The organism is Herbiconiux moechotypicola, from assembly GCF_024979255.1.
In the GTDB taxonomy this organism is placed as follows: domain Bacteria; phylum Actinomycetota; class Actinomycetes; order Actinomycetales; family Microbacteriaceae; genus Herbiconiux; species Herbiconiux moechotypicola.
In genome coordinates, this window is the sequence record NZ_JANLCN010000003.1 from 69,003 (window position 1) to 93,908 (window position 24,906).

Here is a 24,906-nt window from a genome sequence, read left to right on the forward strand (position 1 = left end):
TGTGTGCATGAGCACCACCGAGCAGCCCGCGTTCGACGACCGCTACGACCTCACAGTCTTCCCCGCCGCCGTCGACGCCGGCGGTCACGCCGACCCCGCCACGGCGGCGTGGATCCAGGCCGAGGCCCAGGGCTTCCACGACCCTCACCTCGCACCCGAGCTCGTCGACCGGCTGGCCGGCCATCACGCGGTCGACCGCAAGCGCTTCACGAGCGTGCTGCAGCGCGAGCCGCTGGCCGGATCGCTCGGGGCCGACGCCCCCGTCGCCACCTTCGCGAGCTTCGATCGAACCCTCCAGGTGGGCGGCGCCGAGCCGCTGCCCGCGCACCTCATCTCGAACGTCACCGTGCGCCCCACCCATCGTCGCCGCGGCGTCCTGCGCGCCATGATGACCGAGAGCCTCGGCTGGGCTGCCGCCGAGGGCTACGCGGTGGCCGCACTCACCGTGTCGGAGGCCACCATCTACCGCCGCTTCGGCTTCGGCCCCGCCACCACGGTGCACTCGGTGGCGGTGACCACGGATGCGCGGTTCCGGCTGCAGTCCGCCCCGTCGGGCCGCTGCGAGCTGATCGACTCCCGCACGCTGCTCGAGCTCGGTCCCCGGCTGTTCGCCCGCTTCCACGCCGTGCATCCCGGCTCGGTCGACCGGCAGTCGAAGCACTGGGGCCGCATCGCCGGCACGGAGGCCGAGAAGGGCGGAGACGACCCGGCCGTGCGGGCAGCGGCACACTACGACGAGGCAGGCACGGCCGACGGCTACGTCAGCTACCGCTTCGGAGGGTGGGATTCCAAGCCCCACACCCTCGAGGTGCTCGACCTCGTCGCGGCCACCCCCGACGCCTACCTCGGGCTGTGGGACTTCCTGGCCTCGGTCGACCTCGCCGAACGCGTCACCTGGGAGGCGGCCCCCTCCGACGACCCGCTGCGCTGGGCCCTGGCCGACTGGCGGGTGGTGAGCACCACGAGCCTCGACGACTGGCTCTGGCTGCGCGTTCTCGACCCCGTGCGCGCATTCGAGGCGCGCGGCTACACCGAGGGCGCGGAGGGCTCGCTCGTCTTCTCGGTCGCCGACCCGCTCGGGTTCGCCGACGGGGTGTTCCGGATGCGCGTGGCCGGTGGCCGTGCCACGGTCGAGCGCGACGACGCGGCGGTCGCCGAGCTGGCGGTCGACGCGCCCACCCTGGGGTCGCTGTACCTGGGCGGTACGGATGCGCGGGTGCTCGCGGCCGCGGGCACGTTGCGCGAACTCGTGCCGGGCGCCGCGCAGAAGGCGGCGTCGCTGCTCGCCCCGGTGTCGCCCGTGTGGGGCATCAGCCACTTCTGAGCCGGCCCGCGCCTCCGTGAGCCGGCCCGTGCATCCGGGGCCCGCACATCCGGAGCCCTCCTGGCCCGTCAGACCTCGCTGGCCCCCACGGGCTGCCGCGCGACCAGCACCACGTAGAGCAGGTTCGCGACCGCGTGCAGCAGCACGCCCGCACCCACCACGACCAGCGCACCCGTGGTGAGCACGGGGCTCTGCGGCCACAGCGCGGCGACGAGCAGCAGCAGCGGGAAGCCCACCATGAGCAGCACGGTGCGCACCCGGCCGATCACGCGCACGCGCACGACCTGGGGCTTGCGCACGAGCACCACCACGCCGAGCAGGAGGTCGCTCACGAAGAGCACGAGCGCCATCCAGAGCGGCACCAGCCCGGCCAGCACCAGGCTCACGCACACCACGAACTGGCTCACCCGGTCGGCCACGGGGTCGAGCTTCTTGCCGAACTCGGTCACCAGGCCGAACCGCCGGGCGATGAAGCCGTCGGCCCAGTCGGTGACGCCGAGCACCACGAGCACCACCAGGGCCGCGAGCTCGTCGCCGAACCCGAGCAGCACCACCGCGAAGAGGGGCGTCAGGATGACGAGGCGCCCGAGCGAGATCGCGTTGGGGAGGTTCACGCCTCGGGCAGCGCCTCGGTCGTGATGATGGTGCCCTTCCAGCCGGGCTGGGCGGCGATCACTCCGGTGAGCTCGGCGTTGATGTAGAGGGTGCCGCCATCGGGACCCGCCGAGTGGAAGTAGGAGTCGGCGAACACCGAGTCGCTGAGCACCACTTTCACGTTCGGGAAGGCTTCGACTATGCGCGCGATGGCGCGTTCCGGATCCGCCATGCCCGTTCCTTTCGCTAGCCTGAGAACAGTTTAGGCGGAGGGATACAAGAACATGGAGTTCCGGACGGATCCGGTCGGCACCGACATCGCCGTGATCAGCGGGGAGGGAAGGCTCAACATGGTGTCGGGCCCCCTGCTGCGCGATGTGGTGAAGCGTGCGATCGACGACGGACGGCCGCGGGTGGTGGTCGATCTCAGCCGGGTGGCGTTCATGGACTCGTCGGGACTCGGAGCCCTCATCGGCGCCCTCAAGTCGACCCGTGAGGCGCAGGGCGACCTGCGGATCGTGGCTCCCTCGACGCAGGTGTCGATGGTGCTGAAGCTCTCCAACGTCGACACCATCCTGCCGCCGTACACCACCGCCGAGGAGGCCTACCGTGACTGAGGAGCGCAAGAACCTGGTCTTCTCCTCGCCGCCCGACGACGTCGACGCGGTGCACGCCTTTCTCGAGACGGTGTGGGAGGCGAACCCCGAGGTGGGCGAGTTCGACCGCATGGCGTTCGAGACCGCTCTCATCGAGCTGGCCTCGAACGTCATCCAGCACGCCTCGGGCGACAGCGGTGTCACCTGCGTGCTCACGGTCTCCGCCGGCGACGACGGGCTGACGGCCTCGCTGGCCGACACCGCGGATGCGGGCGGCATCGTGCTGATGAACCGCGAGATGCCCGAAGAGCTCGCCGAGTCGGGCCGCGGCATCGCCCTCATCCAGGCCCTCGTCGACGACCTTCGCTATGAGCGCCGCGACGAGCGCAACGTCTGGACCATCACCCGAGGCCGCAGCGCCGACTGACCCCGCGACTGCACTGAACCTGGTTGTCATTATTGCAGTTGAGGCGTAGCGTGATTGTCATGAATGCATTACAGCTCGCGGCAACTCTCGATCCGGTCGATTCCTCGGTGCGCGCCCGCGCTCACGAGCTGGCGGAGACCCTGGAGGGTGACAGCGCGCTCGAGGCTGCGATCCGTTCGATGCTCCGAGACGTAGCGGGAGGTGCCCGAGTCGTCGTGCTTCGCACCGAGGATGAGCTGACCCCCGCTGAGGCCGCGAAGCTTCTCGGAGTGACGCGCCAGTTCGTCGACCGGCTCTGTGAAGATGGCACCCTTCCGTTCCGCCGGCTTCCGGGCAGTCGCCACCGTCGCATCCGAGTACAGGATGCGCTCGATGTCGCCGCAGAACGCGAGCAACGCCGCGTCGGCGGCGACGCTCTCCGATCCGCACTGACCGCGTAGCCTCGTGGCCCGCCCACCGCGGGTCTTCATCGACACGAACGAGTTATTCCCGTTCACGATCATGGACGTGCTGCTCACGCTGTGCGAAGACCTCCATTTCACCTGGGTCTGGACCGACGAGATCCTCGAGGAATGGGAGATCGTCATCGTGCGTGAGGGAATGCGCAGCCGCGAATCCGCTCGTTCTGTCACCGATGTGGTCCGCGAGCACTTCGGTCAACACCGCCTCGATCCAGCGCTCTACCGTGACAAGGCTGCGGAGGACCTCTCACCCGATCCGGACGATCGGGTGCACGTGGCCGCCTGCTTGTACGGCGACGTGGATGTGATGCTGACTCGCGACGTCAAGCACTTCCGCGGGGTAGCCCTCGACGCCGCTCAGGTGGAGGTGCAGACCGCCGATGCATTCCTTTGCCGACTGCTCGGCCGGCACGGACACGGGGTGGCCGAGTCCTTCGCTCGAGCCGCGTCTGCGAAGGAGAACCCGTCGACCACGCCTGAACACCTGGCGATCGCGATTGCACGGGCAGGGGCTCCCGTCTTCGCCGAGAGGATCACGGCGAAGTTCGCCGGCGGGGTCAGGGGGCGGCGCGGGTGACGACGACCATGGTGACGTCGTCGTCGGGCTGTCGGGTGGTGATGAGCTGCTGGAGGCGGCGGAGCACGTCGTCGGCGTCGGAGGCCTCGGCGACGAGGGCGGCGACCTCGGGCAGGCAGTCGATGGTGCCGTCGTAGAGGTCGAGCACGCCGTCGGTGAACGTGACGAGCCTGTCGCCGGGGGCGAGCTCGACGCTGCCCACGCCCCAGCGCGCATCCGCCACGATCCCCAGCGGCAGCCCCGTGGCGGCGAGCCGCTCGCTCGAGCCGTCGGGATGCACGACGAGCGTGAGCCCGTGGCCCGCGTCGGCGTAGTCGAGGCGGCCGGTGGCCACGTCGATCACGCCGTGGAACAGCGTGGCGAAGCTGCCGATGCGGTCGAGGTCACCGGCCAGCTGGGCATTGGCGGCGTCGACGGCGGCGGCCACGTGCAGCCCGCTGCGTGACTGGAAGGCGGAGCGCACCGCTGCCGCCACGATCGCACCCGCGGTGCCCTTGCCCATGACGTCGGCCAGCGTGAGTTCGATCTGCTCTCCGGTGCCGTGCCAGCTGTAGAAGTCCCCTCCGACGGTCTTCTTGGGCAGGGACAACCCTGCGACGTCGTAGGAGGGCCAGCTCGGCTGCCCTTCGGGAAGCAGCAACTGCTGCACCTCGGCCGCGCGGTCGAGGTCGAGCGTGTCCTTCAGTTCACGCTCCACCCACGCGCCCATCTCGTCGAGCAGCTGCTCCTGTTCGTGGCTGAAATCGCGCGGCGCCGTGTCGACCAGGCAGAGGGTACCCACCCTGAACTCATCGCCGAGGCTCAGGGGCCGCCCCGCATAGAACCGGATGTGGCGCTCGTCGCTGACCGGAGACCGCCACGAGAACCGGTCGTCCTTCGTCGCATCCGGAACCACCACCAGGTCAGGCCGCTGCACCGTCACCTCGCAGAACGAATCGATGCGGTTGATGCTCGCGGGCTTGGGCGACTTGGTGAACTGGTGCTGGTCGTCGATGAAGTTGATCTCTGCGATCGGCACGTCGAACAGTTCTTTCGCGATGCGCGTGATGCGGTCGAAGCGCTCCTCGGGCGGGGTGTCGACGAGTCCGAGCCGCTGCACGGCGGCCACACGTAGCTCTTCGAATCGCTCGTGGTCGGTGTCTGGGGTGGCCATGATTCCAGGGTAGCCAAGGCCGTGCCGCCGCGGGGAACCCGTTGTAGCGTGAGGGCGTGGCCGCCGTTCTGACCAGCACCCTCCGCCTCGCCGCGGCGCGCTGGCCGGTGCTGCTCGCCTGGTTCCTCGCCGGCTGGCTGGTGCGCTACCTGGTCATCGAGGTGGCCGCGTTCTTCGGCGCGACGTCGAGTCTGCTGGGCCTGCTCATCCTGCCGCTGGCCATTCTGGCCCGGCTCGGCAGCTTCATCGCGATGTTCCTCGTGCTGCGCGGTGACATGCCCGCCTTCCGTGAACTCCGCGCCACCGGCGGCGACGCCGTCGACCGCACGGCGACCGGCCCCCGGCAGCGCGTGACCGAGATCGTACTGGTGAGCATCCTGCCGTTCTTCGCGTTCTACGCCGCCTGGCAGCTTCTCGCCGACGACGTGCGGGAGTACGCCGAGAAGGCCCTCGGCAACATCGACTACTTCGCCGACGACGCCGCCGGCGCGGGCTCCCGGGTGCTGGAGCTGCAGCTCGACGTGTGGACGATCGTCGCGATCGTGGTGGCGTTCACGGGCCGTTTCCTGCTCAAGCGCTACGCGGCGAAGCTGCCGCGGTGGACGAACCTGGTGGCGGTGTACCTGGAGTCTGTCTGGGTCTTCCTCACCCTCTTCCTCATCAGCAACTACACCGGGCAGTTCCAGAACTGGATCGACACGCGGGCCGGCACGGTGTGGTTCGAGTCGGTAAAGGATGCCGCGTTCGACCTCGTGGCCCCGCTGGCCTGGATCTGGCACGGCGCGGAGTGGGCCATCGGCGAAGCCGGCGCGCTCGTGCTGCTGCCCCTCGCCTGGCTCACCCTCGCCGGCATCGTCTACGGCCGCGCCCTGGCGAAGCCGACGGTGGCCTTGCAGCCCACTCACCGCTACTACACCGGCGTGCGCGACCGGATGGCGGCCCTGCCGAAGGGCGTGCTACGCCGTGCCCGCGACGTGGGCGCCGACCTCACCGACCGCTGGCGCCCGCTCGCGGACGCGCTGCTGCTCATCTGGCGGGCGGGTGTGGTGCCGATGGGGCTGTTCGTGCTCGCCTACACCGTCATCGACGCCGCGGGGTCGTGGCTGCTGCTGGCCGGCGTGCGGCTCATCGGCCCCCACGAGCTGGGTGCGTTCTGGATGAACTTCGACGCGGTGCTCATCTTCGTGGTGAACGCCGTGCTCGAGCCGTTGCGATTGTGCCTCATCGCCGCCGCCTACGACTTCTGCCTGCGCAAGCTCGAGGAGCGGCGGGAGGCGGCGGCCCAGGATGCGAGTGCTCAGGATGCGGGCGGAGCGGTCACCGCCACGTGAAGGTAGCGCGGGAGCTCCGCGGCGACCTGCACCTGCAGCGCCAGATGCTCCCCCGCATCCGAGGGCACCAGGAAGATCGACTCGAGCCGGTAGGGCGTGGTGAGCTCGGTGTCGCAGTAACTGCTGCTGTCGTCGGCGGTGTCGTGATCGATGGCCGAGAACGCGGAGTCGCTCCACGTGCGCAGCACCGCTCCCCCAGCGCCGTCGAGCTCGTCGAGCCGCACGATGCAGCCCGGTGAGCGTCCCTCCTCGTCGAGTTCTCCGGGCTCGACCCGCGTCGTCACCACGACGAGGTCGGTGCCCTCGGGAAGGCCCGCCTCCTGGCCCGCGGGGTCATCGGCGGCGATCCTCCGCACGCTCTCGAGGCTCCAGGAGGCCCCGGCGAAGTCGGCCGTGGCCTCGGCCGCCACCTCGATCGGCGCGCTCGGCCGACCGGAGATGTACCCGCCGAACTCGGTGGAGAACATCACCCCGACGGTCGCCGGCGCCAGCACGGCGAGCGCCACGAGTCCCACGGCGTTGCGCCGCCACCAGCCCTTCTGCGGCGTGTTCACGGGCTGCGACGCGCTCACGGGTTCGCCCATCCGGGTTCGGCGGTCTCGATCGAGGACTGCAGCTCGAGCGCGGTGAGGTCGATGGGCACCTCGATCATCGAGTCGGCGCGCGGATCGGAGTTGATCGCGAGTTGCACGGTCGCGTGCGCCGCCTCCTCGGACTGCAGCACGGCCCTCGGCACCTCGAACATCAGCGGGCCCGAGGTGGGGATGCCCGTGGCGAGCGAGTCGCCGGCCAGCGTGCCGAGATCGGGGCGGTCCGAGGCGCTGTACACCACGTCGCCCACTCGCAGCTGCGCGGTGCCGAGCAGCGCGCCGAAGTCGTCGACGACCGATTCGACGGTCGCGTCCACCACCACCCACACCCCCGTGGTCTCGCCGGCCCAGCCGTTCGACGCCACAACCCGCTCGGCGACCCGTACCTCGTCGACGGTGGCCGCGATGTTGCGCCCCACGACCCGCTCGCCGAGCTGCCCCGACACCGGGATGGCGGCCTGCCATCCGGCGTCGGTGGGTGCCGTGTGGGCGACGACCCCCGCCACCACCAGCACGACGACCAGCACCACGCCGTGCGCGAGGTGACGCCACCACGGCACTCTCGCCGACGGTGCGGCGGTCTCGGTGACGGCCCCACTCATCCGTCGCTCCCGTCGGCCTGGTCGTTCTCTGCCTGATCGTCCTCGGTCACGCCGGCGCCCACGTCGGCGACCTCGAGCGTGACGGTCGCGGCGACCACCGGGTTCTCCCAGCGCTCCCCCGAGGTGACGAAGCCGTCGGCGCGGTAGCTCTTGTCGTACACGTCGACAGCGATCTCGTCACCGTCGGCCACCGCATCCGGAGTCACCTCCCAGATGAACGCGAGCTCGATCGGCACGCCGGTCTGCAGCTCCGGGTACTCGGCACCGTCGTTCAGCACCGCCACCGTCAACGGCTCGGAGGCGGCGTCGAGCCCCGCGACGCCCACCGGCCGCAGGTTGTCGGCGGCGCCGATGTTCGAGATGGTGGAGGCCGGGTTGCGCCAGAGGTTCTCGACGGTGGCGACCACCACGAGCAGCCGGTTGCCCTCGGTCTCGGGCTCGATGTACTGCTCGGGGAAGCCGTCGATGAGCGCCGCCCGCTCGACAGCGATGCGCAGCTGCGCCCCGCTGTAGGGCTCACCCGCGGCGAGCGCCGGGGGCGGCGTGACGGCGGCGGTCTCGAGACCACCGAAAAGGGCGGAGCACGCGAGGAACACGGCGAACAGTCCCGAGACGAGCCACTTCGTGGGCACCTTGTCGCCGAGGGCCCTGGCCCGGGTGCCGATACCCGGCCGGGCGACTCCGCCGGCGGCGGCACGGCGGGTGGCCGCCGCCTTCGGCTCGTCGGCCGGGGGCCGCTCGGTCGGTGTCGTCACCTCCTCGAGCGTACCTCGATGCCCTCGTCGCGGCCCGTGTCAGCGACCGAGTCAACAGGTCGGCCGATCAGTACCAGTTCACCGACTGCGAGTGCGACCAGGCGGAGCAGGGCGTGCCGTAGCCGCGCGCGATGTAGTCGAGGCCCCAGGTGATCTGGGTGACCGCGTTCGTGGCCCAGTCGTCGGCGATCGACGACATCTTCGAACCGGGCAGCGACTGCGGGATGCCGAAAGCGCCGCTCGAGGCGTTCTCGGCCTGGTAGTTCCAGCCCGACTCCTTGGTCCAGAGCGAGTCGAGGCACTGGAACTGGTCGTCGCCCCAGCCGTAGTTCTCGGCGGCGAGCTCGGCGGCCACCGTGCGGGCGCCGTCGGGGGTGGCCGCCAGAGCGATGCGGTCGGCGATCGCCTGGGCGGCTGCCGCGGCCGCGGCGGCCTCCGCGGCAGCGGCGTCGGCGGCGGCCTTGTCGACCGCAGCCACACCGGCCTGCACGACGGCCGTGGCGGCGACGGCCGTGTTCGTGAGGCTCTGCACCGTCGTGGTGTCGAGGTAGGCGTAGTTCGCCAGGGCCGCGATCGAGCTCACGAGGGTGGAGTCGTCGACCTTGCCCTTCGCCGAGCCGAGCACCACGTTGGCGCTCGCGAGCGCCGTGGCCGCGCGCTCGTCGGCGCGTTCGGCCGTGCGGGCGAAGAGAGTGTCGCCGTCGTCGGCCGCAGCGGCGTTCGAGCTCACCGGTGTGGTGGCCGACAGGTTGACGCCGGCCGGGGTGGCGGCGTTGGCCAGGGTCGGATGCGCGAAGCCGGCGACGGTGACGAGCAGCCCGGCGGCGGCGACGCCCGCGATCGGGGCGGCGACGGCCCGAAGGCGTGCGCCGCGCCTGCGGCGGCGGAGTTCTCGGCGGGTGAGCGGCGCTTCGACGGTGGTGGATTCGAGGGGGGAGGAGATGTGCATGCTGATCCTGAGGTTCAGCCGGCGCACACGGGCACGACGGAGCGGCCGACGTCGGGTCGGCGGGGTCGCGCGGGCGGGCCGGCGCTGACGGACGGTGTCTCTCCACGCGGCACTCGGGGGGTGCACGCGGTGTGGCGTGCACTCGGTCGGCGTCTCACGTGGCGTTCGCCCGGGTCTTCGGGTCGGGTCGGGGTTCGGGTCTGCCGCGGCGAACGATTGAAGCCACAAGTATGGGTGGCGTTTCTGGGAGAAATCTCCATACACCGTAATGGGCCGGGTGCACGGGGCGGGTGGCCCGCGCATCCGGCCCTGTGGGTGGGCCGACCGTCCGGTCGGCTGGGTGGCCGGCGGAGTGAACGGCTGTGGCGAAACCCGGTCAGCCCTGGCGGGTGCCCGGGCCTCCCCCCGAACCGCCGGGGCCGCCGCTCATGCCGCCCCCGCCCATCCCGCCCGCGGCCGCCTCACCGGCGGTGACCGTGGTCGCGGTGGTGCCGCCCGAGCTGTCGCCCGAGGTGGCCAGGCCGCCGAGCAGGTCGCCCGAGACGGTGCCGCCCACCACGATGCTGTAGCTCGCGCCCGTGGAGATCGACGACGACGAGTAGACGATGTTCTGGAACTGCTTCGACGACTCGAACGAGGCGAGCTCGGTGCCGTCGTCGGAGACGACGTGCACGATCGTGCCGGCGTCGACGGTGGAGTCGAGGGTGGCCGAGATCCAGCCCTGGCTCGACGAAGTGCTCGGCGACACGACCATGCCCGAGCTGCCGGCCGCGAGCAGCACACCGCCCGAGATGGTGAAGTCGCCGTTCACGTCGAGCGCGCCGTTGCCGTTGCCGGTGGGGCCGCTCACGACGGTGGTGCCGCCCGTGATGGTCATGGTGCCGTTGGAGTCGAGGCCGTCGCCGTCGGCGTCGACCACGAGGGTGCCGCCCGAGATGGTGATGGAGTAGTCGCCCACGCTCATCTCACCGCCCCCGGCGCCGCCGGCGCCCTCGGTGGCCTCCGTGGTGCCGCCGGCGGCGTTGAGGCCGTCGTCGGAGGAGGTGACGGTGGTGGCCCCGCCGGCGATGGTGATGTCGGCCGACTCGAGGCCCTCGTAGGACCCGGTCACCTCGAGGGTGCCGCCGTCGACGACGAGCGCGGTGTCGGCGTGCACGCCGTCGTCACCCGCGGTGAGCGTGACGTCGCCGTCGGAGACGTGCACGTAGGCGGAGGAGTTGACGGCGTCGTCGGAGGCGTCGACCGAGACGGTGCCGCCCTCGAGCACGGTGATGACGCCGCTCGAGATGCCCTTGTGGGTGGAGTCCTCGGTGGTGTCGGTGGTGCTGGTGCCGCTGGTGCTGGTGTCGCTCGATGCGGCGTCGTCGTCCCAGCCGGAGCCGGTCGCGGTATCCCGCGCATCCGCCTCGCCGGAGCCGCCACCCGCCGTCACATCGAGGGTGCCGCCGGTGACCACCACGTCGGTCTCAGCCTGCACGCCGTCATCGCCGGCCACCACCGAGATGGTGCCGCCCGAGATGTCGATGTAGCCCGGGGTGGCGTCGTCGTCGGCGTCGGACTTCAGGCCGTCGCCGCCCGCGGTCACGTCGAGAGTGCCGCCCGTGATGACGAGGTAGTGCTTGCCGCGGATGCCGTCGTCGACCGCGTCGACCGTGATGTCGCCCGACTCGATGACCAGCGCATCCTTGCCGGTGATGCCGTCGTTGCCGTTGCCGGTGATGCTGAGCGCGCCGTCGCCGGTGATGAGGAGGTCGGCCGCGCTGTAGAGCGCCGCGTTCGCCTCGGCGGTGTCGTCGTAGCTCGCGGTGTCGCTGAGGCTGTTCGAGCTGCCGTCGGCCAGTACGAGCACCACCTCCTCGGCGGCCTCGACGTCGATCGCCGAGGTGGTGCTGCTGGAGATGTCGGCGTCGTCGAGGATGAGGCGCACGGTGCCGGTGTCTCCGGAGTTCACGACCAGCTGGCCGTCGGCGAGGGTGCCGGTGACGCGGTAGGTGCCGGAGGCGGTGATGGTGACCGTGGTGCCGTCGACCGTCACGGCCGCGGCGTCGGCGGCGCTGCCGTCGGCGTTCGTGACGGTGGCGGAGTCGCCGGTGAGGGTGATGACGGTCGCTTCGGCGTCACCGCTGTCGTCGTTCGTGAACTCGTGCGCGGAGTCGTTGGCGGCGCGCACCGCGGCGGCGTTCTGCGTGGCGTCGACACCGGTGGCGTCGGCGGTGGTGCCGGTGGAGTCGACGGTGGTCTGGGCGGTGGTGCCCGAACCGGTGTCGGTGGTGACGAGGGTGGCGCAGCCGGCGAGGAGGCCGACTGTGACGATGCCTCCGGCGAGGAGGGGGAAGACGAGGCGGCGGCGGGGGCGGGTGTTCATGGCGTGCTCCTTCAGGTGAGCGGGAGGGTGGGGTCTGGGTGGGTGTCGACCCGAGGGTCGAGGGGGGCGTCGAAGTGGCGCCGCAGGGTGCGGGCCCACTTGTTCGCGCGGAGGCGGGGGTCGAGGGCGGCGAGCCCGGTGCCGTATTTCGAGATGGTGTCGGGGCGGTGGCCGTGCGACCAGAGCACACGGTCGACGCGCGAGGGGCGGGAGCCCGACTTGGTCTCGACGACCACCACGTGCGGGGTCTCGAGCGAGGCACCCGCCGTGGCCCACTCCAGGTGGGTGTCGATGGTGGCGCGGCTCTCGTCGAGGCCGGGCACGAACAGGGTGGTGCGGCGGTAGCGGGTGACCAGGGTGGCGCTGAGCCCGTCGAGGTCGAGCGCGATGCCGGCCGCGTCGAGGGTGTCGGCGGCGTAGTCGAGTCCGGCGTCGGTGAGCGACTCGCGGTCGGAGAAGGCGTACTCCAGACGGTCTTTCACCGTCGCCGAGCGCGCGCCGCGGGTCTTCACCTCGAAGAAGGCCGTGGCGGAGTCGACGTAGGCGCGGGTGCGCATCTTGAACCGGCGGCGGCGACCGTGCGCCGCCATCCAGAAGCTGTCGAGCCCGGGGGTGTCGAAGTACACCGACTCGTAGCGGAAGTCGCGCACCTCCTCCATCTCGAGCACGCGGGTCGAGTCGTCGAGTTCGCCGAGCACCGCGGCGAGGTCGCGGGTCGGCACCACGTACTTTCGGTCGACTCTGGTCTGCAGCGAGGCGCGCTCGATGAGCTCGTCGAGGCTGATGGGGTCGAAGGCGTGCACGAGCAGCTCGGCGCGGTCGAGGTCGGTGGCGCGGGCGGCGTCGGGGGCGAGGAGGGTCATCGGAGCACCTCGCTCGGCACAGTCGGGGCCGGGGCGAGCGGGGCCGGCTGCGCGGACGGGGCCTGCCGCGCGGACGGCACCACCTCGGCCACGTGAGACTCCTGGGCGTCCCTCCGCGCGCGGCCACGCGCATCCTGAACCTGGAACCGCACGTCGACGAGGGTGGTGTCGTTCACCAGGTCGAGGCTCTTCACCTGCACCTGGCGCACGCGCCCGCCGAGCAGCTGCTCGAGGTGGGCGGTGAGGGCGGCTTCGTCGGTGTACGCACGGTCGACCACCACGGTCTGCTGCCGGTATCTCGGGAAGAGCGCGTGGTTGTCGCCGATGAACATCACGACGAGGATGAGCGCCATGAGGCTGACCGTCAGCACCGTGACCGTCGAGGTGAGGCCGGCGAGGAGGCCGAGAGCCAGCGCCGAGAAGTAGTAGGCCACCTCGTGCTGGGCGATCTCGTCGGAGCGGAGGCGGATGATCGAGAGCACACCGAAGAGGCCGAGACCGAGGCCGGCACCGATGGTGGAGGAGCCGAGCACCATCGAGACGGCGAGCACGCCCACGTTCACGCCCAGGAAGGCGACGACAAGGTCGCGGCGGTGATGGCGGCGGAAGTAGAGACCGAAGGTGAGGATGCCGACCGCCACGAGATCGATGGCGACGAGGAGTGCTTGCGACACGGAGGCTCCAGATGAACTAGGCGGAAACGGACGATGTCCATTCAGCGCTGCGTGGCTATGCCGTTCCTATGACGCGTCTATGGCGGGGTTTCGAATCGGCGGACCGGATTGCGGGGTGGGGCGTCCGGCGGGTTGCCGGGTGGGCCGGGTCGGCCGAGGATGTGGTCATGCACGGATACACGGCGCAGCAGGTGCGCGAGGCGGAGCGGCCGCACCTCGAGGCGGGTGAGCCGCTGATGGAGAGGGCTTCTCGGGGGTTGGCGGAGCGCATCCGGGGACTGATCGCGGCACGGCTCGCGGCGCGCGGGGAGGCACCGGGGTCTGGCGTGCGGGTTCTGGTGCTCGTGGGGTCGGGATCGAACGGCGGCGACGGGCTGTTCGCGGGGGCGCTGCTGGCGGGGTGGGGGCACGAGGTGATCGCGCTGACGCTGGGGTCGCGGGTGCACGAGGCAGGGCGCGATGCTGCGGTGGCCGCGGGGGTGCGGCTGGTGGGTGCGGGGGGCGCCGACGCCGTGCTCGACACGCTCGCCTCGGGCGTGCTCCCGGTGGAGGTCGTCATGGACGCCCTTCTCGGGACCGGTGCCGCCGCCGGCGCCGCGCCCGCAGCCGCGTTGCGCGGGGAGGCACGCCGCGTGGTGCAGCTGCTGCGGGCCGTGACGCTCGCGGGTGCCGACCCGGTGGAAGCGGTGCCCCTCGGCGGCTACGCGCCCGAGACCGCGGCCGCCCTGCTGCAGGCGGCTCCCGTGCGCGTGGCACCGGCCGTCGTGGCCGTCGACCTGCCGAGCGGGCTCGACCCCGACACCGGCGACACCGACGGCCTGATTCTGCCCGCCGACCTCACGGTCACCTTCGGCGGGGTGAAGGCCGGCCTGCTGCGGGGGCACGGCCCGCAGCTCGCCGGTGAGGTGGTGCTGGTGCCGATCGGCATCGAGGCCGACCTCGCGCTGCTCGAACCCGCCGTCACCGTAGGTTCTGCATAGGAATCCGGGGTGGCATCGACACTATGTGGATGCCACCCCGGATTCCTATGCAGAACCCACGAGCCTCCGCCGCCGCACCGCCTGCTTGAACCAGACGGTGTCGGGAATCCTTGCCAGGAACGGCCCCACCACCACCGTGATGAGCACGTAGGCCGTCGCGAGCGGCGCCAGCCGCGGCTCCACCCCCGCGCTCACCGCGAGCCCCGCGATCACGATCGAGAACTCGCCCCGCGGCGTGAGCGCCAGCCCCGCGCGCCACCGCCCGGGCACCCCGATGCCGCCGCGCTTGGCCGCGAGATACCCGGTCGCCACCTTGGTCGCCATCGTCGCCGCCGCCAGCAGTGCCGCGGGCACGATCATCGTGAGCAGCTCCCCCGCATCGGTAGAGAGCCCGAAGAACACGAAGAACACCGCCGCGAACAGGTCGCGCAGCGGCGTGAGCACCTGGCTCGCCTGGTGCGCCACCCGCCCCGACAGCGCGATCCCCACGAGGAACGCCCCCACCGCCGCCGACACGTTCACCTCGGCGGCGAGCCCCGCCACGAGCATGGTGAGCCCGAGCACCCCGAGCAGCAGGGGTTCGGGATGCTCGGGCGTGAACAGCCGCGAGATGACGGAGCCGAATCGCAGCGCCACGAACAGGATGCCCGCGACCACCGCCACCGCGATGGCCACGGTCACGGCCCCCTGCAACAGGCTCACCCCCACCACGAGCGCCGCCAGGATCGGCAGGTAGAACGCCATCGCGAGATCTTCGAGCACGAGGATCGCCAGCACGATCGGGGTCTCGCGGTTGCTCAGACGCCCGAGATCGCGCAGCATCTTCGCCACCACGCCCGACGACGACACCCACGTGATGCCGGCGAGCGTCACCGCCGCGACCGGCCCCCAGCCCAGCACGAGCGCGAGCAGCGCACCGGGCAGCGCGTTGAACAGCGAGTCGAGCAGCCCCGCGGTGCGCGACTGCTTGAGGTTCGTGAGCAGCTCCTGTGCCGTGTACTCGAGCCCGAGCAGCGCCAGCAGCAGGATGACGCCGATCTCGGCCCCGACCGTGAAGAAGTCCTCGCTGGCGTCGAGCGGCACCAGCCCGCCCTCGCCGAAGAGCAACCCCACGAGCAGGTAGAACGGGATGGGCGAGATGCCGATGCGCAGGGCCAGCCGTCCCAGCAGGCTCATTCCGAGCAGGAGCGCGCCGACCTCGATCAGGATCAGCGTCGTCTCGTGCATGGCGGATCTGGGCGGGGGCGGCTCAGTCGGGCCCGTTGGCCACGATGCGGGCCAGCAGGTCGAGGCCTTCGCGGATGCCGACGGCCACGATCACGTCGCCCGGCCGCAGCACCTCGGCGGGCGTGGGCGACGGGATGACCTTGTCGCCCCGCACGAGCGCCACGATCGACACCCGCGTGCGGGTGCGCGCCTTGGTGTCGCCCAGCGGCCGGTTGAGGTAGGGCGAGTCGGTCGGCAGCGCGAGCTGCTCGGTGAAGAGACCCTCGGCGTCGCCCGCGAGACTGGTGAGGCGCGACATCGTGACCGAGCTGCCGAGCAGGTCGGCGAGCGCCGCCGCCTCGTCGTCGGTCAGGGCCACCGACTCGCTCGACGCATCCGGATCGTCGACGTCGAAGAGCGCCAGGTCGCGCTCGCCGTCGCGGTGCGACACGACGCTCACGCGGCGGCCACCGTCGGTCAGCAGGTCGTGACGCGTGCCGATTCCCGGCAGGTCGACCTTCTCGATGCGTACGCTCACGAGGCACAGGCTACCCGACACTACGCTCGAGGAATGACCGACCAGCCCTCGACCGCGGTCGAGCAGCTCGCCGACACGCTGCGCGAGCTGATCCTCGACGCCGGGCTGGAGGCCGCCGAGCCCCTGCGCGAGGCCGCCCTCGCGGCGGAGTACGGGGTGAACCGGCACACCGTCCGAGCCGCGTTGCAGCGCCTCGCTGCCCAGCGGCTGGTCGACTTCGAGCCGTATCGGGGGGCACGGGTGCGGGCGTTCAGCGACGACGACATCGTGGCGCTGATGCAGTACCGCACCGCGCTGGAGGCCGAGGCGGTGCGGCTGCTGGGGAGTGCATCCGAGGGCGCGATCGAGATTCCGGATGCGGTGAGCGCGGCGAACGCACGCCTCCGTGACGTGTGCGAGACCGCACCGCACGACCATCGCGCGATCGAAGAGGCGCACGCCGCCCTGCACCACGCGCTGGTGGCGGCGGCGGGCAGCCCGCGCATCACCGAGGCGCACGCGGGCCTCGAGAGCGAACTGCTGCTCTTCCTCGCCCAGCTTCGACCGCTGCTCCCCGCCGACGAGATGGCCGACCAGCACGACCGCCTCCTCGCCGAGATCGCCGACTCGGGCGACGCCGCCGTGCGCGCCCACCTCGCCCACTCCGCCCAGCAGCTGCTCGCCCTCCGCCACGATCCCCCGGCGTCGTCGCCCTGACGTGGCCGCCCGCGGGTGGGATGCGCGAGGCTCAGCCACAGGATGCGCCGAGCCAGGCGGCGCGGCATGATCAGAGGATGACGCACGCTGAGTTGCCCGCGCCGATGCTCGCCAAGGCGGTGGACGCCGTCCCGGATCCCGGGAAGGTGGAGGGCGGGCTGTCGTACGAGCCCAAATGGGACGGGTTCCGCGGGATCGTGTCGTTCGACGGCGACACCGTCGAGATCGGAAGCCGCGGCGCGAAGCCGCTCACGCGGTACTTCCCCGAACTGACCGAGGCCCTCGCCCGCCTCCTGCCACGGCGCTGCGTGCTCGACGGCGAGGTGGTGGTGCCGCGGGGCGAGCCCGGGGCGCAGCGACTGGACTGGGAGGCGCTGTCGCAGCGGATCCACCCGGCGGAGTCGCGCATCCGCAAGCTGGCGGAGGAGACGCCGGCGCTGTTCGTGGCCTTCGACCTGCTGAGCCTCGACGGCGAAGACCTGCTCGACTGGCCCTTCGAACGACGGCGGGATGCACTGGAGGAGTTCGCGGGCCCGCTCGCCTCACCGCTGCACGTCACCCGCACCACGCGCGACGTCGAGCTCGCCCGCACCTGGCTCGAACGCTTCGAGGGTGCGGGGCTCGACGGTGTGGTGGCCAAGCCGCTGGCCGCGCCGTACGCGCCGGGCAAGCGCACCCTGTTCAAGATCAAGCACCACCGCAGCGCCGACGTGGTGGTGCTCGGCTACCGCGTGCACAAGAGCGGCGCGGGCGTGGGCTCGCTGCTCGTGGGACTCTACGGTGAGAACGGCGAGCTCTACGGCGTGGGCGGCATCTCGGCGTTCAGCGACGTGAAGCGGCTCGAACTGGTCGACGAGCTGGCGCCGCTGGTCGAGCGCGACGAGTCGGGTGAGGCCGTGCGCGGCGAGGGCGAGCGCAATCGCTTCTCGTCGGCGAAGGACGTGTCGTTCGTGAAGCTGCGGCCCGAACGGGTGGTGGAGGTGCGGTACGACCAGATGGAGGGACACCGCTTTCGGCACACCGTGCAGTTCGCGCGCTGGCGCCCCGATCGCGACCCGGCGTCGTGCACCTACGAGCAGCTCGAGCTACCGCACTCCTACGACCTCGGGGCCGTGCTCGACTGAGCCGAGCAGCCCTACGGGGGCTTACTCGGCGACGGACTTTTTGGCCCGCGAGGGCTGCACGCGGGGCGGCTCGCCCGGCATCTTCGGGAAGTCGGGCGGGAACGGCAGCTCGCCGAGCCCCGCCGCGAGGTCGCGCTCCCACCAGCCGAGCAGCGTGTCGATGCGCCCGGGCGAGGCACCCATGCCCGCCCACGGGTCGCCCACCGACGCGAGCCTCTCGGGCACCGTCAGCACGGTGAAGGCGGCCGGGTCGACCGACGGCAGCTCCTCCCAGGTGACCGGGGTGGAGACCGTGGCGGTCGGCAGCGCCCGGGCGCTGTAAGCGCCGGCGATGGTGCGGTCGCGGTTGGCCTGGTTGAAGTCGACGAAGATGCGCTCGCCGCGCTCCTCCTTCCACCAGTGGGTGGTGACCGCCGTGGGCATCCGCCGTTCGAGCTCACGGGCCGCGGCGATGACGGCGTGCCGCACGTCGAGGAACTCGGCGACCGGCTCGATCGGCGCATAGACGTGCAGGCCCCGGTTGCCCGAGGTCTTGACGAACGCGGTGAGCCCTGCCTCGTCGAGCACCGCACGCAGCTCGAAAGCCGCCGTCACGGCCTCGGCGAACTCCGTGCCCGGCTGCGGGTCGAGGTCGATGCGCAACTGGTCGGGGAAGTCGGAGGTCTCGGCGCGCGAGGCCCACGGGTGGAACACGATCGTGTTCATCTGCGCCGCCCACACCGCGGCGGCCGGCTCGTCGATGACGAGTTGCGGATGCGAGCGGGCGCTCGGGTAGGTGACCGTCACCGCGCGGATGAACGGGGGCGCACCCTTGGGCGGGTTCTTCGAGAAGTACTGGTCGCCGTCGACCCCGTCGGGAAAGCGCTGCAGCGCCACCGGCCGATCGCCGTTGGCCTCGACGAACGGCCCGCCGACGGCGACGAGGTAGTTGACGTAGTCGAGCTTGGTGATGCCGAGCTCAGGCCAGAGCACCCGCGAGGGGCTGGAGACCCGCATTTCGCGGTCGCCGTCGGGCCCGGGCACCGACACCGTCGTCGCTTCGCTGGCCATCGTTCTGCGCTACTCCGTGGCCTTCGGCGTGACGCGGGGAGCGGCCGCCTTTCCGAGCGCCTTGCCCGCCGCCTCGCCCGCGGCCTGACCCGACACCCGCCCCGTGACGATCTCGGCGATGTCGATGCCCACGAGGTCTTTCACGATCTGCACGCTCGACGCCAGCTGCGACGCCACATTGTCGCCCACCTGCGAGGCGCCCGACCCGTCGCTCGAGATGACGGTCATGTTCGCGATGGCCGCGAGCGGCTCGGAGGCGGCCCGCACGATGGCGGGGAGCTCGGCGATCACCTGCTGACGCAGCAGGTCGTCGGCGCCCTCCTCCAGCGCGTCGGCCTTCGCCCGCGTGGCCTCCGCCTCGGCGGCACCCTTGAGGCGGATGGCGGTCGCCTCGGCCTCACCCTCGGCCTTGAGCGCCTCCGAGGCGGCGATGCGCCGGTTCTTCTCGGCCACACCCTCCGCCTCGAGGGCCTCGGCCGCGCTGCGACGGCGGTTGCGCTCGGCGAGACCCTCGGCCTCCACGGCCTCGGCCACAGCCTTGCGTCGGTCGCGCTCGGCGTTCGCGGCCGCGACCGCCGCCGCGGCGTCGGCCTGCGCCTTCTTCTCGAGCGAGTAGGCCTCGGCGTCGGCGACCGCGCGGATCTCGGCGTCGAGCTCCTGCTTGCGCAGACCCACGCGCTTGCCCGCGGTGATCTCCTGCTGGGCGATGACCTCCTGCTGCGAGATCGCCTCGGCCAGCGGCCTCGAGGCCGCGGCCTCGGCGCGCGCCTTGTCGGTCTCCTTCTGGATCTCGGCGTTGCGCAGGTCGAGCTTGCGCTGCTGCTCGGCGACGGCCTGGTCGGCCTCGATGCGCGCCTCCTCCGAGGTGCGCCGCGCCACCGACTCGGCCACCTCGGCGACCTGCTTCACGCGAGCGGCCTCCGCGCGCCCGAGGTCGCGGATGTAACCGTTGTCGTCGTCGATCTCCTTGATCTGCAGCGTGTCGATCTGGAGCCCCTGCACGTCGAGCGACTCGCGCACCGCGTCGAGCACCTGGCCCTGGAGCGCCTGCCGGTTGGTGATGATCTCGGTCACCGTGAGCTGACCCACGATCGATCGCACCGAACCCGAGAGCACCTCCTCGGTGGAGGTCTCGATCTGGTCCTGCTGGTTGAGGAAGCGCTGGGCGGCGGCGCGCACCATCGACTCCGAGCCGCCCACCTTCACCACGGCGACCGCGTTCACCTTGATGGTGATGGCGTCCTTCGTCTGCGCGGTGGCCTGCACGTTGAGCTGCCGGCTGCGCAGCGACAGCTTGAAGTAGGCCTCCACGATGGGCTTCACGAACACGCGCGAGCCGAACACCACGCGCTGGCCGGCGTTCTCGTCTTCTTCGAGCGGGGTGGTGCCGGGCTTCACCGACTTCTGACGAGAGGTGACGATGATCGCCTCGTCGGGCTTGGCCACCTTGATGCCCCGCAGGAGCACGATGAGCACGATGAGCAGCACCACGATGCCGGCGGCGACGCCGATGGCGGCGAGGAGGGAGTCGAACGAGAACAACAGGCGGCCTTCCAGGAGGGAGCGGTCGGATGGATCAGAAACCGTTCGGGTCGATCTCTCCCCTCCAGTATGGCTGCTCCCCCCGACACTGCCTACGGGATGGCTCCCGCGAACCGCGCCATGCGGTACTGGTCGGGCCACTCCATCGACGCCCCGAGCTCCACGGCCGCCCGCCGCACGAGCATCCGGTCGCGCAAGAACTCGCGCCCCACGAACACGGCGTCGGCCGCCCCCTCGGCGAGCACCTCCTCGAACTCCCGGGGCGTCGTGAGCAGGCCCACGGCAGCGACGGGCACCGTGGCCGCCTCGCGCACGGCCCGGGCCAGCGCCACCTGATACCCGCGGCCGATGGCGATCGCCTGCCGCGGGTCGAGCCCGGCGACACCGCCCGCCGCACGTCCTCGACCACCTCGAACAGCATCCGGGCGCGACCCTCGGGCGACGAGCCGTAGCCGTCGGTGCGGTGGTTCGCGAGCGGCGACAGGAACTCGTGCAGCAGGTACCCGTGCGCCGCGTGGATCTCGACCACAGCGAAGCCGGCATCCTCGGCCCGCCGCGCAGCCTCGCCGAACGAACGCACGACGTCGCCGATCTGCGAGACCGTGAGCGACTCCGGCACCGCGTAGTCGCCGTACGGTACCGCCGACGGCGCGACCGTCGGCCACCCGCCGTCGGCGACCGCCACCGGCCCCGAGCCGTCGGCGATCGACGCGGTCGAGGCCTTGCGCCCCGCGTGCGCGAGCTGCAGCCCCATCGGCACGCCCTGCGAGCGCGCGAACGCGGTGATGCGCGCCCACCTCCCCTGCTGCTCGGCGTTCCAGATGCCCGTGCACACCGGCGTGATGCGCCCCTCGGGCCGCACCGCGGTGGCCTCGGCCATCACGAGCCCCGGCCCGCCGACGGCGAGCGCCCCGAGGTGCACGGCATGCCACTCCTGGGGCAGCCCGTCGACGGCCGAGTACTGGCACATGGGCGACACCCAGAGCCGGTTCGCGAACGAGACCCCGCGGATGCTCAGCGGAGCGAACAGCAGCGACGACACGACGCCATCACCCGTTCACCGCGCCGTGTACCCGCCGTCGAGCGGCAGGTTCACGCCGGTCACCCACGCCGACTCGTCCGACGCGAGGTACAGCACCGCGTACGCGACCTCGACAGGCCGCCCGAGCCGCCTGATCGACTGGTTCGCGGTCATCATCTCCTCGTACGCGGGCAGGCCACCCGGGTACGCAGAGGCGATGCCCTCCACCAGCGGGGTGAGCACGGTCGACGGATGCACGGAGTTCACGCGTATGCCGTATCGGCCATACGACGCCGCGTCCTGCTTCGTCTGCATCGTCACCGCACCCTTGGCCACGTGGTACGGCGTGAACTCGTCGTTGCCGATGAGCCCGTAGATCGAGGAGAAGTTCACGATCGAGCCGCCACCGCGCTCGATGAGGTGCGGCACCGCGTGCTTCGTGGCGAAGAACACGCCCTTCACGTCGACCGCGAACAGCGCGTCCCACTCCTCCTCGGTCACCTCGTGCGTGGGCTTGTCGACCCCGATGACACCGGCGCAGTTGACCAGCACGTCGAGCCCGCCGAACCGCGCGACCGCACCCGAGACCGCGGAGGCGACACTCGCCTCGCGAGCTACGTCCATCTCGAAGAACTCGGCGATGCCACCGGATGCGGTGATGGCGTCCACGACCGAGCCGCTCAGCGCGGCGTTGAAGTCGGTCACCGCCACCGAGGCGCCCTCGGCCGCGAAGAGCTCGGCCGTGGCCGCGCCCATCCCGGAGGCGCCACCGGTGATGAGCGCGACCTTGCCCTCGAGCCGCCCCGTCACGCCGAGGCCCCCGCGGTCACGGGCGCGCCCGCCGGCGACCACAGCAGCGAGGCGTAGCCCGACTCCTCCAGCTCCTTGCAGTGCGCCTGGTACACCTGCCCACCTCCCATGTACACCTGGAACTCCTCGGCCTTGCCCGGCACGTTCTCGCCCAGGAACCAGGCCTTCGCCTTCTTGCCCTCGGAGTACATCACCGTCGCCTTGCCGGTGCGCTCGGCCTCGGCGGCCCACCACTCCTCCGACTCCGGCGTCGCCTCGAACCGCTCCACGCCGTTCGCCTCGGCCCAGGCCAGCGCCCGCTGCAGCCACTGCGCGCCGAGCTGGATCGGCACGACGAGGTTGGAGTACGGCGTCTGCGGCCCGAGCGACATGAAGAAGTTCGGGAAACCGTTCGCGTTGATGCCGAGGTTCGACTTCAGCCCGTCCTCCTGCCACTTCTCACGCAGCGTGCGCCCACCGCGCCCGCGGATGTCGATGTTCGTGAGCGTGCCCGTCATGGCGTCGAATCCGGTCGCGAAGATGATGACGTCGAGCTCGTACTCGGTGTCGCCCACCACGATCCCGCGCTCCGAGATCGACGTGATCGGCACCGCCTCGGTGTCGATGAGGTGCACGTGCGGCAGATTGAAGGTGTTGTAGTACCCGTGCCCGGTCGGCACCCGCTTTCCGTTGAAGGAGTACGAGGTGGGCGAGAGCAGCGCGGCCGTCTCCGGGTCTTTCACGATCTCGCGGATCTTCGACCGGATGAACTCCGAGGCGAGCTCCGAGGCCTCGTGGTCGGTGGCGAGGTCGTTGAAGCACTCGTTGGCGAAGTGGAACCCGCCCTCGTTCCACTTCGACTCGAAGATCTCGCGACGCTTCTCGGGAGACACCTCGAGCGCCGAGAACTCCGCCGGCTCCATGGCGACGCCGAACGGATGCGCGGCCGCCTTCGCGTAGATCGCGTCGTAGTTCTCGCGCACGTACTGCATCTCCTCGGTGGAGACGGCGTCGTTGTTGGTCTCCACGATGAAGTTCGGCGTGCGCTGGAACACGAAGAACTCATCGACCTCCGGGGCGATCACGGGCACGATCTGGATGCCCGAGGCCCCCAGTCCGATGAGCCCGACCTTCTTGCCCGTCAGGTCGACGCCCGTGCGCGGCCAGTGGGCGGTGTGGTACTTCTCGCCCCGGAACGAGTCGATGCCCGGGATGTCGGGGTAGATCGCCTGCGAGAGCACCCCCATCCCGCTCACCAGGTACTTCGTGGTGAGGGTGGAGCCGTCGGCGAACGAGACCGTCCAGAGGTTCGTCTCCTCGTCGTACGCGGCCGAGTCGACCCGGGCGTTCAGCCGGATGTCCTTGCGCAGGTCGAGCCGGTCGGCCACGAAGTTGAGGTAGTCGAGCACCTCGGGGCCGGCCGGGTAGCGCTGCGTCCAGGTCCACTCCTCGCGCACCTCCTTCGAGAACGAGAAGGAGTAGTAGCTGAACTCGCTGTCGGTGCGCACGCCCGGGTAGCGGTTCACCCACCAGGTGCCGCCGATGCCGTCCTCGCCGTCGACGACGAGGGTGTTCAGGCCGATCTCGCGCAGGTGGTGCAGCAGGGCGAGGCCGGAGAAGCCTGCTCCGATGACCACGGCGTCGTAGTCTCGGGTGGCCGCGGTGGTGGTGTCGGTCATGAGGTGTTCCTTTCGGTGGAAGGGGTGTGCGGGAGGGCGGGCCGGGGCTCGCGGGGCGTTCAGTGAGCGCGGTACCAGTCCGCGATGGCGGCGATCGACTCGTCGGCGGCGGGCAGGTTGCCCGCCTGGAGGGGGTAGACATGCTGCATGCCCGATGCGGCATGGAAGGTGACGTCGACTCCGGCGGCTCGCGCCACCTCGGCCAGCCGCTGGGCGTCGTGGAAGAGCGACTCGCTCTCGCTCGCGTCGATGTAGAGCGGCGGGAACCCGGTGAAGTCGGCGTAGAGCGGGTTCACGAGAGGATCGGTCGGCGATGCGCCGCCGGAGAGATACCGGTCGATGTTGCCCTGCAGCCCCTCGCGGGCGATGAGGAAGTCGGTGTCGTCGTTGGTCTCGATCGTCACGCCCGAGTTCTCCATGTCGACCCAGGGCGACACCGTGATGACCGCGCGGGGCAGCTCCCGGCCGGCGTCGCGCATCCGGAGCACCGTCGCGACGGCGATCGACGCCCCCGCGCTGTCGCCCACGAGCACGATGTCCGAGGCCGACCGTCCCGACTCCAGCAGCGCGTCGATGACGGCCGTGGTGTCGTCGAGCTGTGCGGGGTAGGGATGCTCGGGCGCCAGTCTGAAGTCGAGCACGAAGCCGTTCGCGCCGCACGCCTTCGCGACGTGCCCGGCCATCTTGCGGTGGCTGGCCGAGGAGCCCAGCGCGAACCCGCCGCCGTGCAGGAAGAGCAGGATGCGCGACGCATCCGCCCCCGCCGGAAGCACCTCGAGACCGGGCACGCCGCCGATCGAAGTGGAGCGGTAGCTCACCTCCTCGGGCTCCGCGGTCGCCCGCTGCCAGTCCTCGAACACCCAGCGCATCAGCTGGAGGCTCATCTCGGGGTTGGCCTGGAACTCGACCGTCCACTGCGCATAGATCTCGCCGAGCAGGTCGGTCGGCTGGTTCGCTGACATGCGTTCACTCCTCATCGTCGGGGATGACACCAGGATGAACGCGGCCCCGAGCGGCCCG

At 71.1% G+C, this 24,906-nt stretch carries 27 protein-coding genes; 9 read left to right on the forward strand and 18 right to left on the reverse strand.

Annotation, left to right across the window (positions count from 1 at the left end):
- Nucleotides 1-7 precede the first annotated feature (7 nt).
- Nucleotides 8-1,324, forward strand: coding sequence for a GNAT family N-acetyltransferase (locus N1031_RS05400; RefSeq protein ID WP_259478582.1), 1,317 nt, complete (start codon nt 8-10; stop codon nt 1,322-1,324).
- Nucleotides 1,325-1,392: 68 nt separating this feature from the next.
- On the opposite strand, the gene N1031_RS05405 is transcribed toward N1031_RS05400, so the two are convergent.
- Both N1031_RS05405 and N1031_RS05410 read right to left on the reverse strand, forming a co-directional pair.
- Entirely contained in the window at nt 1,393-1,938 is a 546-nt protein-coding gene (locus N1031_RS05405) for a CDP-alcohol phosphatidyltransferase family protein (RefSeq protein ID WP_259478583.1), read from the reverse strand.
- Nucleotides 1,935-2,150 (reverse strand): hypothetical protein, encoded by a 216-nt coding sequence (locus N1031_RS05410; protein WP_259478584.1) that lies wholly within the window; start codon nt 2,148-2,150, stop codon nt 1,935-1,937. Before N1031_RS05410 ends, N1031_RS05405 begins: the two co-directional genes overlap by 4 nt.
- 52 nt (nt 2,151-2,202) lie before the next feature.
- Here N1031_RS05410 and N1031_RS05415 point away from each other — a divergent pair, with 52 nt between their 5' ends.
- The 4 genes from N1031_RS05415 (at nt 2,203) to N1031_RS05430 (ending at nt 3,979) form a co-directional block, all read left to right on the forward strand.
- Complete coding sequence (locus N1031_RS05415) at nt 2,203-2,535, forward strand: STAS domain-containing protein (RefSeq protein ID WP_259478585.1); 333 nt, start codon at nt 2,203-2,205, stop codon at nt 2,533-2,535.
- Nucleotides 2,528-2,941, forward strand: coding sequence for an ATP-binding protein (locus N1031_RS05420; RefSeq protein ID WP_259478586.1), 414 nt, complete (start codon nt 2,528-2,530; stop codon nt 2,939-2,941). The genes N1031_RS05415 and N1031_RS05420 overlap by 8 nt, the downstream gene beginning before the upstream one ends.
- Before the next feature lie 179 nt (nt 2,942-3,120).
- Complete coding sequence (locus N1031_RS20495) at nt 3,121-3,381, forward strand: excisionase family DNA-binding protein (RefSeq protein WP_375163614.1); 261 nt, start codon at nt 3,121-3,123, stop codon at nt 3,379-3,381.
- Between the two features lie 61 nt (nt 3,382-3,442).
- Nucleotides 3,443-3,979, forward strand: coding sequence for a PIN domain-containing protein (locus N1031_RS05430; protein WP_259478588.1), 537 nt, complete (start codon nt 3,443-3,445; stop codon nt 3,977-3,979).
- On the opposite strand, the gene N1031_RS05435 is transcribed toward N1031_RS05430, so the two are convergent.
- Nucleotides 3,960-5,132: a PP2C family protein-serine/threonine phosphatase gene (locus N1031_RS05435; protein ID WP_259478589.1), complete on the reverse strand. Its 1,173-nt coding sequence runs from the start codon at nt 5,130-5,132 to the stop codon at nt 3,960-3,962. The two genes, N1031_RS05430 and N1031_RS05435, sit on opposite strands and share 20 nt — an antisense overlap.
- 56 nt (nt 5,133-5,188) lie before the next feature.
- Here N1031_RS05435 and N1031_RS05440 point away from each other — a divergent pair, with 56 nt between their 5' ends.
- Nucleotides 5,189-6,463, forward strand: coding sequence for a hypothetical protein (locus N1031_RS05440; protein WP_259478590.1), 1,275 nt, complete (start codon nt 5,189-5,191; stop codon nt 6,461-6,463).
- Here N1031_RS05440 and N1031_RS05445 read toward each other — a convergent pair.
- From N1031_RS05445 to N1031_RS05475, 7 genes are all read right to left on the reverse strand, one after another.
- On the reverse strand, nt 6,430-7,035 hold the full coding sequence (locus N1031_RS05445; RefSeq protein ID WP_259478591.1) for a hypothetical protein: 606 nt from the start codon (nt 7,033-7,035) through the stop codon (nt 6,430-6,432). The two genes, N1031_RS05440 and N1031_RS05445, sit on opposite strands and share 34 nt — an antisense overlap.
- Nucleotides 7,032-7,655: a hypothetical protein gene (locus tag N1031_RS05450; RefSeq protein ID WP_259478592.1), complete on the reverse strand. Its 624-nt coding sequence runs from the start codon at nt 7,653-7,655 to the stop codon at nt 7,032-7,034. Before N1031_RS05450 ends, N1031_RS05445 begins: the two co-directional genes overlap by 4 nt.
- The gene (locus N1031_RS05455) at nt 7,652-8,410 is read right to left on the reverse strand and encodes a hypothetical protein (RefSeq protein ID WP_259478593.1); all 759 of its coding nucleotides are present in this window, start codon (nt 8,408-8,410) and stop codon (nt 7,652-7,654) included. Before N1031_RS05455 ends, N1031_RS05450 begins: the two co-directional genes overlap by 4 nt.
- A 67-nt stretch (nt 8,411-8,477) precedes the next feature.
- Nucleotides 8,478-9,359: an aggregation-promoting factor C-terminal-like domain-containing protein gene (locus tag N1031_RS05460; protein WP_259478594.1), complete on the reverse strand. Its 882-nt coding sequence runs from the start codon at nt 9,357-9,359 to the stop codon at nt 8,478-8,480.
- 376 nt (nt 9,360-9,735) lie between these two features.
- Nucleotides 9,736-11,724 carry a carbohydrate-binding domain-containing protein gene (locus N1031_RS05465; RefSeq protein ID WP_259478595.1) on the reverse strand — a complete coding sequence of 663 codons (1,989 nt, stop codon included), beginning with the start codon at nt 11,722-11,724 and terminating at the stop codon, nt 9,736-9,738.
- Nucleotides 11,725-11,735: 11 nt separating this feature from the next.
- Nucleotides 11,736-12,587, reverse strand: a complete 852-nt coding sequence (locus tag N1031_RS05470) for a polyphosphate polymerase domain-containing protein (protein ID WP_259478596.1) — start codon at nt 12,585-12,587, stop codon at nt 11,736-11,738.
- Complete coding sequence (locus N1031_RS05475; protein ID WP_259478597.1) at nt 12,584-13,261, reverse strand: DUF4956 domain-containing protein; 678 nt, start codon at nt 13,259-13,261, stop codon at nt 12,584-12,586. Before N1031_RS05475 ends, N1031_RS05470 begins: the two co-directional genes overlap by 4 nt.
- A gap of 167 nt (nt 13,262-13,428) precedes the next feature.
- Between N1031_RS05475 and N1031_RS05480 the strand changes: the two genes are divergently transcribed.
- The gene (locus N1031_RS05480; protein ID WP_259478598.1) at nt 13,429-14,241 is read left to right on the forward strand and encodes an NAD(P)H-hydrate epimerase; all 813 of its coding nucleotides are present in this window, start codon (nt 13,429-13,431) and stop codon (nt 14,239-14,241) included.
- A 45-nt stretch (nt 14,242-14,286) separates the two neighbouring features.
- Here N1031_RS05480 and N1031_RS05485 read toward each other — a convergent pair whose 3' ends face one another.
- Both N1031_RS05485 and N1031_RS05490 read right to left on the reverse strand, forming a co-directional pair.
- On the reverse strand, nt 14,287-15,468 hold the full coding sequence (locus N1031_RS05485; RefSeq protein ID WP_259478599.1) for a cation:proton antiporter: 1,182 nt from the start codon (nt 15,466-15,468) through the stop codon (nt 14,287-14,289).
- A gap of 22 nt (nt 15,469-15,490) precedes the next feature.
- A complete protein-coding gene (locus N1031_RS05490) occupies nt 15,491-15,985 on the reverse strand; it encodes a cation:proton antiporter regulatory subunit (protein WP_259478600.1) in 495 nt (164 codons plus the stop codon).
- A 33-nt stretch (nt 15,986-16,018) separates the two neighbouring features.
- On the opposite strand from N1031_RS05490, the gene N1031_RS05495 reads away from it, so the two are divergent.
- On the forward strand, nt 16,019-16,681 hold the full coding sequence (locus N1031_RS05495; protein WP_259478601.1) for a GntR family transcriptional regulator: 663 nt from the start codon (nt 16,019-16,021) through the stop codon (nt 16,679-16,681).
- Nucleotides 16,682-16,758: 77 nt separating this feature from the next.
- Nucleotides 16,759-17,805 carry an ATP-dependent DNA ligase gene (locus N1031_RS05500; protein ID WP_259478602.1) on the forward strand — a complete coding sequence of 349 codons (1,047 nt, stop codon included), beginning with the start codon at nt 16,759-16,761 and terminating at the stop codon, nt 17,803-17,805.
- 21 nt (nt 17,806-17,826) lie between these two features.
- On the opposite strand, the gene ligD is transcribed toward N1031_RS05500, so the two are convergent.
- The 6 genes from ligD to N1031_RS05530 are packed head-to-tail and all read right to left on the reverse strand — an operon-like array spanning nt 17,827 to nt 24,848.
- A complete protein-coding gene (ligD, locus tag N1031_RS05505; RefSeq protein WP_259478603.1) occupies nt 17,827-18,855 on the reverse strand; it encodes a non-homologous end-joining DNA ligase in 1,029 nt (342 codons plus the stop codon).
- Nucleotides 18,856-18,864: 9 nt separating this feature from the next.
- On the reverse strand, nt 18,865-20,397 hold the full coding sequence (locus N1031_RS05510) for an SPFH domain-containing protein (protein WP_259478604.1): 1,533 nt from the start codon (nt 20,395-20,397) through the stop codon (nt 18,865-18,867).
- 34 nt (nt 20,398-20,431) lie between these two features.
- On the reverse strand, nt 20,432-21,439 hold the full coding sequence (locus N1031_RS05515) for an oxidoreductase (protein WP_310795666.1): 1,008 nt from the start codon (nt 21,437-21,439) through the stop codon (nt 20,432-20,434).
- 15 nt (nt 21,440-21,454) lie between these two features.
- On the reverse strand, nt 21,455-22,228 hold the full coding sequence (locus N1031_RS05520) for an SDR family NAD(P)-dependent oxidoreductase (protein WP_259478605.1): 774 nt from the start codon (nt 22,226-22,228) through the stop codon (nt 21,455-21,457).
- Complete coding sequence (locus tag N1031_RS05525; RefSeq protein ID WP_259478606.1) at nt 22,225-23,886, reverse strand: flavin-containing monooxygenase; 1,662 nt, start codon at nt 23,884-23,886, stop codon at nt 22,225-22,227. The genes N1031_RS05520 and N1031_RS05525 overlap by 4 nt, the downstream gene beginning before the upstream one ends.
- A gap of 59 nt (nt 23,887-23,945) precedes the next feature.
- Nucleotides 23,946-24,848: an alpha/beta hydrolase gene (locus N1031_RS05530; protein WP_259478607.1), complete on the reverse strand. Its 903-nt coding sequence runs from the start codon at nt 24,846-24,848 to the stop codon at nt 23,946-23,948.
- Nucleotides 24,849-24,906: the final 58 nt, after the last annotated feature.

Bases quoted from the DNA above. Each gene is read 5' to 3' on its own strand.
- N1031_RS05400 (WP_259478582.1), top strand. From the start codon at position 8: ATGAGCACCACCGAGCAGCCCGCGTTCGACGACCGCTACGACCTCACA.
- N1031_RS05410 (WP_259478584.1), bottom strand. From the start codon at position 2,150: ATGGCGGATCCGGAACGCGCCATCGCGCGCATAGTCGAAGCCTTCCCG.
- N1031_RS05415 (WP_259478585.1), top strand. From the start codon at position 2,203: ATGGAGTTCCGGACGGATCCGGTCGGCACCGACATCGCCGTGATCAGC.
- N1031_RS20495 (WP_375163614.1), top strand. From the start codon at position 3,121: ATGCTCCGAGACGTAGCGGGAGGTGCCCGAGTCGTCGTGCTTCGCACC.
- N1031_RS05430 (WP_259478588.1), top strand. From the start codon at position 3,443: ATGGACGTGCTGCTCACGCTGTGCGAAGACCTCCATTTCACCTGGGTC.
- N1031_RS05435 (WP_259478589.1), bottom strand. From the start codon at position 5,132: ATGGCCACCCCAGACACCGACCACGAGCGATTCGAAGAGCTACGTGTG.
- N1031_RS05450 (WP_259478592.1), bottom strand. From the start codon at position 7,655: ATGAGTGGGGCCGTCACCGAGACCGCCGCACCGTCGGCGAGAGTGCCG.
- N1031_RS05460 (WP_259478594.1), bottom strand. From the start codon at position 9,359: ATGCACATCTCCTCCCCCCTCGAATCCACCACCGTCGAAGCGCCGCTC.
- N1031_RS05465 (WP_259478595.1), bottom strand. From the start codon at position 11,724: ATGAACACCCGCCCCCGCCGCCGCCTCGTCTTCCCCCTCCTCGCCGGA.
- N1031_RS05470 (WP_259478596.1), bottom strand. From the start codon at position 12,587: ATGACCCTCCTCGCCCCCGACGCCGCCCGCGCCACCGACCTCGACCGC.
- N1031_RS05480 (WP_259478598.1), top strand. From the start codon at position 13,429: ATGCACGGATACACGGCGCAGCAGGTGCGCGAGGCGGAGCGGCCGCAC.
- N1031_RS05485 (WP_259478599.1), bottom strand. From the start codon at position 15,468: ATGCACGAGACGACGCTGATCCTGATCGAGGTCGGCGCGCTCCTGCTC.
- N1031_RS05495 (WP_259478601.1), top strand. From the start codon at position 16,019: ATGACCGACCAGCCCTCGACCGCGGTCGAGCAGCTCGCCGACACGCTG.
- N1031_RS05500 (WP_259478602.1), top strand. From the start codon at position 16,759: ATGACGCACGCTGAGTTGCCCGCGCCGATGCTCGCCAAGGCGGTGGAC.
- ligD (WP_259478603.1), bottom strand. From the start codon at position 18,855: ATGGCCAGCGAAGCGACGACGGTGTCGGTGCCCGGGCCCGACGGCGAC.
- N1031_RS05525 (WP_259478606.1), bottom strand. From the start codon at position 23,886: ATGACCGACACCACCACCGCGGCCACCCGAGACTACGACGCCGTGGTC.
- N1031_RS05530 (WP_259478607.1), bottom strand. From the start codon at position 24,848: ATGTCAGCGAACCAGCCGACCGACCTGCTCGGCGAGATCTATGCGCAG.